Source organism: Streptomyces sp. NPDC001515 (assembly GCF_053597115.1).
Genome location: NZ_JBSFHN010000010.1, coordinates 121,983 through 134,977, shown reverse-complemented (window position 1 = coordinate 134,977; position 12,995 = coordinate 121,983). Strand labels below are relative to the sequence as shown.

10 protein-coding genes are annotated in these 12,995 nt (G+C 70.3%); 9 read left to right on the top strand and 1 reads right to left on the bottom strand.

The window, feature by feature from the left end:
- Positions 1-100: 100 nt before the first annotated feature.
- The 8 genes from ACWCXC_RS13530 (at position 101) to ACWCXC_RS13495 (ending at position 10,041) form a co-directional block, all read left to right on the top strand.
- A complete protein-coding gene (locus tag ACWCXC_RS13530; protein ID WP_450888746.1) occupies positions 101-706 on the top strand; it encodes a TetR/AcrR family transcriptional regulator in 606 nt (201 codons plus the stop codon).
- Between the two features lie 201 nt (positions 707-907).
- Entirely contained in the window at positions 908-1,714 is an 807-nt protein-coding gene (locus ACWCXC_RS13525; RefSeq protein ID WP_450681950.1) for an SDR family oxidoreductase, read from the top strand.
- Between the two features lie 102 nt (positions 1,715-1,816).
- The gene (locus tag ACWCXC_RS13520; RefSeq protein ID WP_450888744.1) at positions 1,817-3,172 is read left to right on the top strand and encodes a DUF4192 domain-containing protein; all 1,356 of its coding nucleotides are present in this window, start codon (positions 1,817-1,819) and stop codon (positions 3,170-3,172) included.
- Between the two features lie 185 nt (positions 3,173-3,357).
- A complete protein-coding gene (locus tag ACWCXC_RS13515) occupies positions 3,358-4,122 on the top strand; it encodes an NUDIX hydrolase (RefSeq protein WP_450681952.1) in 765 nt (254 codons plus the stop codon).
- Positions 4,123-4,274: 152 nt separating this feature from the next.
- Positions 4,275-6,134, top strand: a complete 1,860-nt coding sequence (locus ACWCXC_RS13510; RefSeq protein ID WP_450888741.1) for an ABC transporter ATP-binding protein — start codon at positions 4,275-4,277, stop codon at positions 6,132-6,134.
- 196 nt (positions 6,135-6,330) lie between these two features.
- Entirely contained in the window at positions 6,331-7,191 is an 861-nt protein-coding gene (locus tag ACWCXC_RS13505; RefSeq protein ID WP_450681988.1) for a FadR/GntR family transcriptional regulator, read from the top strand.
- 322 nt (positions 7,192-7,513) lie between these two features.
- Positions 7,514-9,064 carry an RNA polymerase sigma factor gene (locus ACWCXC_RS13500; RefSeq protein ID WP_450681954.1) on the top strand — a complete coding sequence of 517 codons (1,551 nt, stop codon included), beginning with the start codon at positions 7,514-7,516 and terminating at the stop codon, positions 9,062-9,064.
- 146 nt (positions 9,065-9,210) lie between these two features.
- Complete coding sequence (locus ACWCXC_RS13495; protein ID WP_450681955.1) at positions 9,211-10,041, top strand: S1 family peptidase; 831 nt, start codon at positions 9,211-9,213, stop codon at positions 10,039-10,041.
- A gap of 103 nt (positions 10,042-10,144) precedes the next feature.
- Here ACWCXC_RS13495 and ACWCXC_RS13490 read toward each other — a convergent pair whose 3' ends face one another.
- Positions 10,145-10,375, bottom strand: a complete 231-nt coding sequence (locus ACWCXC_RS13490) for a DUF7455 domain-containing protein (protein WP_018105354.1) — start codon at positions 10,373-10,375, stop codon at positions 10,145-10,147.
- A gap of 434 nt (positions 10,376-10,809) precedes the next feature.
- On the opposite strand from ACWCXC_RS13490, the gene ACWCXC_RS13485 reads away from it, so the two are divergent.
- Complete coding sequence (locus ACWCXC_RS13485; RefSeq protein ID WP_450681956.1) at positions 10,810-12,930, top strand: DNA gyrase/topoisomerase IV subunit B; 2,121 nt, start codon at positions 10,810-10,812, stop codon at positions 12,928-12,930.
- The last annotated feature ends 65 nt before the right edge of the window (positions 12,931-12,995 follow it).

The following is a 12,995-nucleotide window of genomic DNA, read 5'->3' as shown; positions in this document are numbered from 1 at the left end:
GGAACAGGGAACTGCGGGAAGGAACAGCCCGGGAAGGGCGCCCCTCCAGCATTTTCAATCACTGATTGAAAGTTTGCCCGAGGGGTGCTCTCATGGGGTTATGTCCACAGATTCCACCCGGGCTGCGCTGCTCGACGCCGCGGAGCGCCTGTTCCTGGCCAAGGGGTACGAACAGGTCTCGGTCCGTGCAGTGAACGCGGCGGCCGGGATGAACCCGGCCGCTGTGAACTACCACTTCGGCACCAAGCAGGACCTGGTCGCGGCCCTGCTGGAGCGTCGTCTCGGTCCCCTGTGGGCACAGCCGCTCGCGAGCATGGAGCAGCGGCTGGCCGAGGGGCGCCCCGCGACGGTCGAAGAGCTCGTCGACCTGCTGGTTCGCCCGCTCGACGAACTCACTTCCCGGCCGAAGGGCCGAATGCTGATGCATCTGCTCGCCCGACTCGTGCTGCGCCGCCGCGAGCTTCCGTTCGAGGCGCGCTGGTTCGCGCCGGAGCCGTGGAACGCACTGCTGGCCGCGGCCCGGCCCGAGCTGTCCCGCGCCGAGGTCGCCGACCGCCTGCGGATGACCTACGACCTGCTGCTCTCCGTCTACGGCGAGCCGCAGTCCGACGACGCCGACCTCGGCCGCATGCCGCATCCGCCGGTGTCCGGCGTCGTGGCCTTCGTCACGGCGGGCCTGAACGCCCCTCCTTCGTACGGGGCCTGAACCCGCCTCCTCGTACAGGACGGCCCGGGGCGCCGCTGACGGCGAGCCCGGGAACACCGCCTCCGGCGCGGCCCGCTGCGCACAGCGCGGACTGCCCGGTCCCACCCCGCTCCGGCGCGCACCACGTGCCGGCCGGCCTCGGTGAGCCGATCGGCCCGCCGAAGCCGTACCCCCCCACCCGAATATCTGGAGAACACCATCATGGGAACCATCGCCGTCACCGGAGCCGCCTCCGGAATGGGCGCGTCCATAGCCGCCCGACTGACCGAACAGGGCCACCGCGTCATCGGCGTCGACCTGCGCGGCGCCGACGTGGAGGCCGATCTCGGCACCCCGGAGGGCCGCACCGCCGCAGCGGCCGAGGTGACCCGCCTGGCGGAGGGGCGCCTCGACGGCCTGGTCCCCTTCGCGGGCATCTCGGCCGCGCAGGGCCGGCCCGCGAGCCTGCTGGTCTCGGTCAACTACTTCGGCGCGATCGGACTGCTGGAGGAGCTGCGCCCGGCGCTCGCCGCGGCGGGGGAGTCCTCCGTGGTGCTCGCCTCCTCCAACTCCACGACCACCCAGCCCGGCTGGAACCCCCGGCTGGCCGAGGCGTGTCTGGCGGGTGACGAGAAGGCGGCGCGCGCCCTCGCCGACTCCTTGGACGACGCCGGAGGAGTCCTCACCTACCCGGCTACCAAGGCCGCCATCGCCTACTACACGCGCACGCGTGCGGCCGACTACATCGCCGACGGCATCCGCCTCAACGCGATCGCGCCCGGCTTCATCGACACCCCGATGACCGAAGCGGCCCGCAAGGACCCGCGCACCGCCGCCGGCATCGAGGCATTCCTCAAGTCCATCCCGGCCGGACGGGCCGGGATGCCCGAGGAGGTCGCCGAACTGCTGCTCTTCCTGCTGTCGCCCAAGTCCGGCTATTGCGTGGGCACGCTGATGTACTGCGACGGCGGTTTGGACGCCCGGCTGCGCGGCCTGGACTGGCCCAAGGTGTGGGTGCCGGAGTCCTGACCGGCCGCTGGGACGGCGATCACGACCAGCATTGATTACCGCCTGTGTATAAGTTATCCACAGGGGGTAGTGGGAATCGCGAGAACGCGGGATCGTCGTCCCATGAACAAGCACCACGAATCCTCCGGCCCGTCCGACGAACAGCAGATCACCCTGCGAGGCCCTGCCGAACTGGCCGATGCCCTTCCCTACCTGATGGGATTCCATCCGAACGACAGCGTGGTCATGGTCGCCCTGCACGGCGGCCGGGGCAGGTTCGGCGGGCGGCTCAGGCTGGGGATCCCCGAGTCCCCGCAGGAATGGCCCTCGGTCGCCGAGCAACTCGCGGAGTGCCTGATCAAGGGCAGCGAACGGCGCGGCGGGCGCCCCGACGCGATTGTCGTCTTCCTCTGCCAGGACCCGGCGGAGGGCGAGAGCGGAAGCGGGCCGATGGAGCGCCTGCGCCCGTTCGCCCAGCGGCTGCGGACGGCCTGCGGAGCGCTGGACGTCCCCGTTCTCGAAGCGCTCTGCATCTCCGGCGACCGGTACTGGTCATATGTCTGCCCCGACACCCGGTGCTGCCCCGCCGAGGGCAACCCGCTGGCCATGTCGGGCACCTCGGTGATGGCGGCCGCGGCGACGTATGCGGGTATCCAAGTGCGCGGTTCGCTGCGCGAGATGGAGGCCAGGCTGGCCCCCCGGACCGGGGAGTCGGGCCGTGCCCAGCAGCGGGCGCTGGATTCGGTCGGCGCCGCGCTCGTGCCGAAGCTCCTCGACGGGACCGGCCACCGGGAGGTCGGGGAGGCGACCCTCGTCCTGGCCCGGAAGCTGATGACACGTCTCGGCGCGGCCCAGGCCGCCACGACCTCGCTCGGCGACATCGACGACGACCGGCTGATCGGTGACGAGGAGGCCGCCGAGGTGATCCTCGGCCTTCAGGACCGGGACACCCGGGACCGCGCCGCCGAGTGGATGGAGGGACCGGACGCGGGACCGGCACTGAGGCTGTGGCGCGCACTGGCGCGGCGCTGCGTCACACCGTACGAGGAACACGCTGCCGCGCCGCTGACCCTGGCGGGGTGGGTGGCGTGGTCGACCGGTGACGAGCCGGCGGCCCGCGTGGCTCTGGGCCTGGCCCTGCGGGCGGACCCGGGATACACGTTCGCCCAGCTTCTGCACGAGGCATGCAATCAGGGGCTGGACCCGGAGACCCTGCGGCGTTGCCTGCGGGGCGAAGGCGGTAAGCGAGACGCGTGCGAGGTCCCCCGGGACCGTCCGGCGGGCGGCGCGCGCCCGGCGGCGCGGACGAGGGGTGGCCGAGGTGCGGTACGGGTCGCGGGGGCCCGTTCGGCACCGATGCGGCGGGCGGCCCGGCGCCGGGCCCGTTCCACGTCCACACGTCCGGCCACGGCGGTGGGAGAACGCCGGGTGCCGGGGCCGCGCACCCGGGGGCGGCGCGGGACCAGGACCGGCCGCTGACGCGGCGGGTGCGGTGGCGGGTACCGGCCGCCGCACCCATCCCGCAGAGGGAACGGCGTGCACGGACGATCCCGCCGCCACCTATGGGCGGGGCGCGGCCCGCGCGGGTGCGACGGGACGCCGTGGATCAAGAAGATGGTCATGAAGGGAGTGTTTATCGTCAGGCAGACGACTATGATCACGGCATGCCGCCCTACGACCCGTCGACCTTTCCGCCCTTCGCTGTCACCGTCGACCTGGTCGTGCTCACGGTGCGCCGTCATGCCCTCTGCGCGCTGGTGGTCCGCCGGGGCGAGACGCCTTTCCAGGGGCGATGGGCGCTGCCCGGCGGGTTCGTCAGAGCCGACGAGGACCTCGGTGCCGCGGCGGCACGCGAGCTCGTGGAGGAGACGGGGCTCTGCGCGCACGATCCGGAGAACCCGGAGGCCGGCAACGGGGCGCATCTCGAACAGCTCGCCACGTACGGGGACCCGCAGCGCGATCCCCGGATGAGGGTCGTCAGCGTCGCTCATCTCGCTCTCGCCCCCGATCTGCCGGCGCCGCGGGCGGGCGGGGACGCGCACAGCGCGCGCTGGGCGCCTGTCGACGATCTGCTGGCGCCGGAGGGGGGCTACGGGCAGGACGGCGAACGGCACGCTCCGCTGGCCTTCGACCACGCCCGGATCCTGGCCGACGGCGTGGAGCGCGCCCGTTCCAAGATCGAGTACTCCTCGCTGGCCACGGCGTTCTGCCCGCCCACCTTCACGGTCGGGGAGCTGCGCCGGGTGTACGAGGCTGTCTGGGGCGTGGTGCTCGATCCGCGGAACTTCCACCGCAAGGTGACCGGCACGCCCGGTTTCCTGGTGCCCGCGGGTGGAACGACCACGCGGCAGGGGGGACGCCCTGCCCAGCTGTTCCGGTCGGGTTCCGCCACGGTGCTGAACCCGCCGATGCTGCGCCCCGAGGTCTGAAACGCCCGCGCACTGACGACTGCGATCCCGCGAGGTGCCGGGGTGAGGACCGGATCGCCGCGACGGCGGGTCCACGGAAAGTCCGGTATGTCGGGTTATCGTACTGCGGTACGCCCTGCCGTCGAGCGGTCTCACCTCCTGCGAGAGAAGCGATGCTCCAGGCCATCGGACTCACCAGCGCCCGCCACCACGGACTGCCGCCCGCCGTGGACGACCTCACGTTCGAAGCGGAACCAGGCTGTGTCACCGCGCTGCTGGGCCCGGCCGGTTCCGGGAAGACCTCGGCCCTGCGGCTGATGCTCGAACTCGAACCGGGGCGGGGCATCACCTACTTCCGGGGCAGGCCGCTGCACCGTGTGGCTCATCCGGCCAGAGAGGTCGGGGTGTTGCTCGGTGACGTACCGGGTCACCCGGCCCGCACCGCTCGTGGGCAGCTCCGCATGCTCTGCGCGGCAGCGGGAGTGCCCGCTTCCCGGGCCGACGAGCTGCTCGACACGGTCGGTCTCGACGGGCTGGGGGACCAGCGCATCGGCACGCTCTCCCTCGGCATGGACCGCAGACTCGCCCTTGCCTCCGCCCTGCTCGGAGACCCGCACACGCTGATCCTGGACGAGCCCGCCGACGGTCTCGTCGCTCGGGAGGCGGACTGGATGCGCGGAATGCTCCGGTCCCACGCCGCGCGCGGCGGCACGGTCCTGTTCGCCACGCGCGATCCCAAGGAGGCCGCCCGGACGGCCGGCCGCGTAGTGACTCTCGATGCGGGCCGGCTCGTTGCCGACCAGGGCGTCGAGGACTTCTCCCGTACCCGGCTGCGCCCCCGGGTGGCGGTCCGCTCGCCCCATGCCGCCCGGCTGGCATCGATCGTCCGCCGCGAGGCGCGCGTGTCACGCCGCCCCGTCGAGGTCGTCACCGAGGCGAGCAGCAGTCTGATCTCCGTCTATGGAAGCAGCTGCGCGGAGATCGGCGACGTGGCCTTCCGGCACGGCCTCCCCGTTCATCTGCTGGCCGACGGGACCGGTGACACCTGTCCGCCCCGCCCCGGAGCGGCCGACGCGTCCATCCCCTCCACCGGCACCACGACGCTCCCCGATGCCGATGCCGATGCCGATGCCGATGTCGATGTCGATGTCGATGTGCGAGGCGGTGTTGGTGTCGTTGGTGGGGCTGGCGGGGACGGGGTGCCCGAGCCGGTACGGGCGGGCGCCGCCGCGCCCGCTCCGCCGATCCGGCGGCGTCCGGCGCGTGGGCCGATGCGGCCGGTGCGTTACGAGCTGCGCCGCCTGTTCGGCGTGAGAACCACGACGATGATCATCCTCACCACGCTCGTGCTCTCGGCAGCGGTGTCGGTGCTGCTCGCGCGCGACGGCCGTACGCCGCTGCCGCAGGTGCTCGCCGGCTGGCCCTCGCTGCTGCCGCTGCCACCCGCCGCGCTCGGGGCCGGACTGCTCGGCGCGCTGTCCTTCGGTGACGAGTTCCGCTACCCCGCGCTCGCCGCAGGCCGGGGAACCGTGCCCCGGCGGCTCGGGCTGCTTCTCGCCAAGCTCCTGGTGTCGGGATGCGTCGCGCTGGTTCTGGCCCTGCTCGTGGTGGCTGTGTCGACGGAGTCTGTGCGCCTTGTCTACGGGGCCGACTTGGTCCGGACCCCGCCGAACGCGCTGACGCTGGGCGCCAGTTGGGTCGCGCTCACCATGGGCTGCGCCTGGGCGGGACTGCTGGCGGCCGGGATCTTCCGGGTGACGGCGGCGGGGGTGGCGGCGGTTCTCGCCGTTCCCGTCCTGATGGTTCCGCTGCTCCAGGCGGTGCCAAAGGGGCCGACGACCCGTTCGGTGAACGGACTTCCGGGCCGGCTGAGGGAACTTGCCTGGCCGCGATGGCCGCACGAGGTCGACCGGTGGCTGCTTGCCGGAGCGCGTGTGGTGGCGCACCCCGTCGGGGTGGCACTGGCGCTGTCGTTGTCGGTCCTTGTCTGCGCGTATCTGTTCACGAGCCTTCGCGGCAGAGTGCGTTGGTGATCGCGGAGAGGACGTCGGAACGCCCGAAGATCACCAGCAGCCTCAGAACTCCATTGAAAATGCCCGTTTTATACCACTTAGGCGTCAATTGGGAGGTCGACGCCGATCACCCTTTCGTGTGCTTTTCACCAAAGACCTCAAGGGGCGGCGGAGCGGCGCCGACAAATGATGCGTGAGTACCCTTGCGCACACCCCGATGACCGCCGCCCGTACCGTCGACTCCGGCCTCGCCGGTCCGGGCGAACCCGACCGATTCACCTACGCGGAGGCGCCGTCCGGCGAGCGAGCCGCCGCCCGGTCCTGGGAGGGGGCCGATACGGAGCTGGGCCGGGTGGGCCGACGCGGCACGGCCAGCCGGGGCCGGGGCCTGCACGGCCAACTTGTTCAGCAGCTGGGACAGATGATCGTCTCCGGCGACCTGGGGGCCGACCGGCCCCTGGTGCCCGAGGAGATCGGCCAGCGATTCGAGGTCTCCCGCACCGTGGTCCGGGAGTCGTTGCGCGTGCTGGAGGCCAAGGGCCTGGTCAGTGCCCGGCCCAATGTCGGTACCAGGGTCCGGCCCGTCTCCGACTGGAATCTGCTCGACCCCGACATCATCGAATGGCGCGCCTATGGCCCGCAGCGCGAGGACCAGCGCCGCGAGCTGGGTGAGCTGCGCTGGACGATCGAACCCCTCGCCGCGCGCCTGGCGGCCGGTCACGGGCGCGAGGACCTTCAGCAGCGCCTCGTGGACATGGTCGAGATCATGGGGCACGCGATCGGACAGGGCGATGTGATCACCTGTGCGCGGGCGGACGCCGAATTCCACTCGTTGCTCATCCAGGCGGCGGGCAATCGCATGCTGGAGCACCTTTCCGGAATCGTCTGCGCCGCCCTTCAGGTCTCCGGCGGGCCGGTCACGGGCTGTGACCGGCCCAGCGACGCCTCCCTCGCCCACCACGCCCGTATCGTCGACGCTCTCGCGGCGGGCGACCCCGACGCGGCCGAGGGCGCCATGCGTCAGCTGCTGGTGGTCCAGCCCGAGCCGCCCGTCGTGCCGGCGCCGCGCGAGCACTGATCGCGGCGCGTCCGGAGCGCGCGGGCCCTGTGCCGCCGGACGGCCGAGTCCGGCGGCACAATGGCCGAGTCGTGCCACTTCCGCCCCGTTCGTGGCAAATGGGGTGTGACTCGGGCCACGCGGATTGGGCGTAACACTCCTCGAAACAGCGCGATGACTTAAGAGGTGACCGCCTCGGAAGGAATACAGCAGCTGTTCCACGCGCTGTGGAGTTCTGAGGCCCAACCTGCGCGCCGTCGGTACATTCCCAGCCCGGCGGTCGTCGGTTCCAGCCCTCCGGGGCCGGACCGGAAGCCGTTTCCATCGTTCCGAGAGGTTGTTCGTGTCGGCCAGCACATCCCGTACGCTCCCGCCGGAGATCGCCGAGTCCGAATCTGTCATGGCGCTCATCGAGCGGGGAAAGGCTGATGGGCAGATCGCCGGCGACGACGTGCGTCGGGCCTTCGAGGCTGACCAGATTCCGCCAACCCAGTGGAAGAACGTTCTGCGCAGCCTCAACCAGATCCTCGAGGAAGAGGGTGTGACGCTGATGGTCAGTGCAGCGGAGCCGTCGAAGCGCGCCCGCAAGAGCAGCGTCGCGGCGAAGAGCCCGGTCAAGCGCACCGCGACCAAGACCGTCGCCGCCAAGACGACCGTGACCCGGACCGTCGCGGCCACCGCCGCCTCGTCCAGCGAGACGGTGGACGCCGCGGCCGATGACACCGCCGCTGCCGCGCCCGCGAAGAAGGCCGTCGCCAAGAAGGCGGCGGCCAAGAAGACCGCCGTGAAGAAGACGGCGGCCAAGAAGACCGCCGCCAAGAAGGCCGGCAAGCAGGACGACGACATCCTCGACGGCGACGACGTCGTGGAAGAGGTCAAGGCCGGCAAGGTCGAGGAAGAGGAGGGCGAGGGCGAGAACAAGGGCTTCGTCCTCTCCGACGACGACGAGGACGACGCGCCCGCGCAGCAGGTCGCCGTCGCCGGTGCCACCGCCGACCCGGTCAAGGACTACCTGAAGCAGATCGGCAAGGTCCCGCTCCTCAACGCGGAGCAGGAGGTCGAGCTCGCCAAGCGCATCGAGGCCGGTCTCTTCGCCGAGGACAAGCTGGCGAACGCCGACAAGCTCGCCCCCAAGCTCAAGCGCGAGCTGGAGATCATCGCCGAGGACGGCCGCCGCGCCAAGAACCACCTGCTGGAGGCCAACCTCCGTCTCGTGGTCTCCCTGGCCAAGCGGTACACCGGTCGCGGCATGCTCTTCCTGGACCTCATCCAGGAGGGCAACCTCGGTCTGATCCGTGCCGTCGAGAAGTTCGACTACACCAAGGGCTACAAGTTCTCCACGTACGCCACCTGGTGGATCCGGCAGGCGATCACCCGCGCCATGGCCGACCAGGCCCGCACCATCCGTATCCCGGTGCACATGGTCGAGGTCATCAACAAGCTCGCGCGCGTCCAGCGCCAGATGCTCCAGGACCTGGGCCGCGAGCCCACCCCGGAGGAGCTGGCCAAGGAGCTCGACATGACCCCCGAGAAGGTCATCGAGGTCCAGAAGTACGGCCGTGAGCCGATCTCTCTCCACACCCCGCTGGGTGAGGACGGGGACAGCGAGTTCGGTGACCTCATCGAGGACTCCGAGGCGGTCGTCCCGGCCGACGCGGTGAGCTTCACGCTCCTCCAGGAGCAGCTGCACTCCGTGCTCGACACCCTGTCCGAACGTGAGGCGGGCGTGGTCTCCATGCGCTTCGGCCTCACCGACGGCCAGCCGAAGACGCTGGACGAGATCGGCAAGGTCTACGGCGTGACGCGTGAGCGCATCCGTCAGATCGAGTCCAAGACGATGTCCAAGCTCCGGCACCCGTCGCGCTCGCAGGTACTGCGCGACTACCTCGACTAGGCCGTATCCCGGCGGGGTGGCGCGCAACGCAACAGAGGCCGGGGCCCGGATCCATGGATCCGGGCCCCGGCCTCTGCGCGGGTGCGGGTTGGGGTCGGCGGAATGACTCTGGGTAGGCACAGTCCATCACAGAGTCAGGAGCACGCATGTTCCGTACAGTCGTCCGCGCCGTGACCGGGGCACTCGCCCTCACTGCCGCAACGGCGGTGATACCCCTCGCCTCCCCCGCCCCGGCGGTCGCGGACAGCATCATCATCGGCGGTCGGCCCGCCCATGTGAAGGACAGTCCGTGGGTGGTGGCGCTCGCCAGCCGTGACCGGTTCGGAGGTACCCGTGCAGGTCAGTTCTGCGGCGGCGTCCTTGTCGAGCCCAAGAAGGTGCTCACGGCGGCCCACTGCCTGAGCCGTGAGGCGCTGGGCGGCGATGTCGCACAGGTCCCTGATCTGCGGGTCATCGCGGGCCGGGACGAGCTGAACGGTGCGGGCGGCAAGGAGATCGCCGTCAGCGGGACCTGGGTCAACCCGGGGTTCGACGCCTCCACCAACAGCGGGGACATCGCCGTGCTCACTCTCGCCGAGGCGCTGCCCGAACAGAACACGATCCCGCTGGCGAAGGCCGGTGACCCCGCGTACACGGCGGGGACGGCGGCAGCCGTCTACGGATGGGGCGACACGACCGGCAACGGTGACTACGCGTCGTCGCTGCGCTCCGCCGACGTGACCGTGCTGCCGGACAGTTCCTGCGAGCGGGCCTACCCCGGCGGCAGGACGGGCACGTACGAGGCCTCGTCGATGCTCTGCGCCGGTGAACCCGAGGGTGGGTACGACGCCTGCCAGGGGGACAGCGGAGGCCCTCTGGTGGCCCAGGGGAAGCTCGTGGGGCTGGTGTCGTGGGGGAACGGCTGCGGCCAGGCGGGCAGCCCGGGGGTCTACACCCGGATCTCCGCCGCCATCGAGTGGATGAAGGGTGCCGCCTGACGGCGACGGCCCCATGCGTACGAGAACGGGCGGCTCCCCTGCGGGGGGAGCCGCCCGTCGGCCGGTAAGGAACCGGTCCCTGGCTCGTCGTGGATGCGAGGTGTCAGTGTTCCTCTTCGGCGGCCTGGGCCTGGACGGCCGTCAGCCGGTCGGTCTCATCCTGTATTTCCGCGGCGATCTTCTTGAGTTCCGGCTCGAACTTGCGTCCGTGGTGGGCGCAGAAGAGCAGTTCACCGCCGCTGATCAGCACGACGCGCAGGTAGGCCTGGGCGCCGCAACGGTCACAGCGGTCTGCTGCGGTCAGCGGGCTCGCGGGGGTCAGAACAGTAGTCACGTCGCCTCTTCTCTAGCTCGACGAGCTGTCGTACCAGGGTCAACATCCAACCAGGCCGAAAACGTTCCCGCTCGTGGCATTTCTTCGAAACTTCTTCTCAGGATGGCTGTCTGTTGCCGGTTCGCGGCGAATGTGCCGTATTGCGTAGCGCTACGGTTTCGCGTTGCTGGGGTGGGTCGGTCCCGCCGGCTGGCTTGCCGGTGTGTTCATGAGGACGTGCCCGGAGCCTAAATGGTTCATGCCTGGAAGGGAACGTGATGTGCGCGTCACTCCAAGGAGGGATCGAACGTGTATGCGAGGCTGGACTACTGTGAGGGTTCTCCGAGGGTGGCGTGACAACCGCTCTACCAGGGCTCGGTACCCTCTCAGCGGCGACCGAAGCCGAGCCCGTTACCCACTGGGCCCCATGTGAAATTCAGCGAGGAGCGAACCGCGTGACCGCCGATACGTCCGTGCCGTCCACTGCGCTGCTGACCGGAGCAGACCGAGACGGTTCCAACTACACCGCGCGGCATCTGCTCGTACTCGAGGGGCTCGAAGCGGTTCGCAAGCGCCCCGGCATGTACATCGGGTCCACCGACAGCCGCGGCCTCATGCACTGCCTCTGGGAGATCATCGACAACTCGGTCGACGAGGCCCTCGGCGGCTACTGCGATCACATCGAGGTCGTCCTCCACGACGACAACTCCGTCGAGGTCCGGGACAACGGCCGGGGCATCCCGATCGACGTGGAGCCCAAGACCGGTCTCTCCGGCGTCGAGGTCGTCATGACCAAGCTGCACGCGGGCGGCAAGTTCGGCGGCGGCTCCTACGCCGCCTCCGGCGGTCTGCACGGCGTCGGCGCCTCCGTCGTCAACGCCCTCTCCGCCCGTCTCGACGTCGAGGTCGACCGCAACAGCGCGGTCCACTCGATCAGCTTCCGGCGCGGTGTTCCCGGCATCTTCACCGAGCAGGGCCCCGACAGCCCCTTCGACCCCGCCAACGGCCTGCGCAAGGGCAAGCGTGTCCCGAAGACTCGCACCGGCACCCGCGTCCGCTACTGGGCCGACCGCCAGATCTTCCTCAAGGACGCCAAGCTCAACCTGGAGACCCTCCACCAGCGGGCCCGCCAGACGGCCTTCCTCGTCCCCGGCCTGACCATCGTCGTACGCGACGAGCGCGGCCTGGACGGCGAGGGCAAGACCGAGGAGACCTTCCGCTTCGACGGCGGCATCAGCGAGTTCTGCGAGTACCTCGCCCAGGACAAGGCCGTCTGCGATGTCCTTCGCCTGACCGGGCAGGGCACGTTCAAGGAGACCGTGCCCGTCCTCGACGACCGGGGCCACATGACCCCGACCGAGGTCACGCGGGAACTCGCGGTCGACATCGCGATGCGCTGGGGCACGGGTTACGACACCACGGTGAAGTCCTTCGTCAACATCATCGCCACCCCCAAGGGCGGCACCCACGTCACCGGCTTCGAGCGTTCCGTGACCAAGACCGTCAACGAGGTCCTGCGCTCCGCGAAGCTCCTCCGCGTCGCCGAGGACGACATCGTCAAGGACGACGCCCTGGAGGGACTCACTGCGGTCGTCACGGTCCGCCTGGCCGAGCCGCAGTTCGAGGGTCAGACGAAGGAGGTCCTCGGCACCTCGGCGGCCAACCGGATCGTCGCCAACGTCGTGGCCAAGGAACTCAAGGCGTTCCTGACCTCCACCAAGCGGGACGCGAAGGCCCAGGCCAGGGCCGTTCTCGACAAGGCCGTGGCAGCGGCGCGCACGCGCATCGCCGCCCGCCAGCACAAGGACGCCCAGCGCCGCAAGACGGCTCTGGAGTCCTCGTCCCTGCCCGCGAAGCTGGCCGACTGCCGCAGCGACGACGTCGAGCGCAGCGAGCTGTTCATCGTGGAGGGCGACTCCGCGCTCGGTACCGCCAAGCTCGCCCGGAACAGCGAGTTCCAGGCCCTGCTGCCGATCCGGGGCAAGATCCTCAACGTTCAGAAGGCATCCGTCTCGGACATGCTGAAGAACGCCGAGTGCGGGGCGATCATCCAGGTCATAGGAGCCGGGTCCGGTCGGACCTTCGACATCGACGCGGCGCGCTACGGCAAGATCGTGCTGCTGGTCGACGCCGATGTCGACGGCGCCCACATCCGCATCCTGCTGCTGACCCTCTTCCAGCGGTACATGCGGCCGATGGTCGAGGCGGGGCGGGTCTTCGCCGCGGTGCCCCCGCTGCACCGGATCGAGCTCGTCCAGCCGAAGAAGGGCCAGGACAAGTACATCTACACGTACTCGGACAACGAGCTGCGCCAGCGGCTGCTGGAGCTCCAGCGGAAGAACGTCCGGTACAAGGACTCGATCCAGCGCTACAAGGGCCTGGGCGAGATGGACGCCGACCAGCTGGCCGAGACGACGATGGACCCCCGCCACCGCACCCTGCGGCGCATCAACATCGGGGACCTCGAATCGTCCGAGAAGGTCTTCGATCTGCTGATGGGCAACGAGGTGGCGCCGCGCAAGGAGTTCATCACCAGCTCCGCGGCCACGCTCGACCGCTCGCGCATCGACGTCTGAGGTGCCGGAGGGGCGATCCCGGCGCATCGCCGTCCGGCACCGCCCCGGGCGGACACCCCACCGGT

What these genes read in the sequence shown, in the direction of transcription:
- ACWCXC_RS13530 (WP_450888746.1), top strand. Translation starts at nt 101, where the DNA reads ATGTCCACAGATTCCACCCGGGCTGCGCTGCTCGACGCCGCGGAGCGC.
- ACWCXC_RS13525 (WP_450681950.1), top strand. Translation starts at nt 908, where the DNA reads ATGGGAACCATCGCCGTCACCGGAGCCGCCTCCGGAATGGGCGCGTCC.
- ACWCXC_RS13520 (WP_450888744.1), top strand. Translation starts at nt 1,817, where the DNA reads ATGAACAAGCACCACGAATCCTCCGGCCCGTCCGACGAACAGCAGATC.
- ACWCXC_RS13515 (WP_450681952.1), top strand. Translation starts at nt 3,358, where the DNA reads ATGCCGCCCTACGACCCGTCGACCTTTCCGCCCTTCGCTGTCACCGTC.
- ACWCXC_RS13510 (WP_450888741.1), top strand. Translation starts at nt 4,275, where the DNA reads ATGCTCCAGGCCATCGGACTCACCAGCGCCCGCCACCACGGACTGCCG.
- ACWCXC_RS13505 (WP_450681988.1), top strand. Translation starts at nt 6,331, where the DNA reads ATGACCGCCGCCCGTACCGTCGACTCCGGCCTCGCCGGTCCGGGCGAA.
- ACWCXC_RS13495 (WP_450681955.1), top strand. Translation starts at nt 9,211, where the DNA reads ATGTTCCGTACAGTCGTCCGCGCCGTGACCGGGGCACTCGCCCTCACT.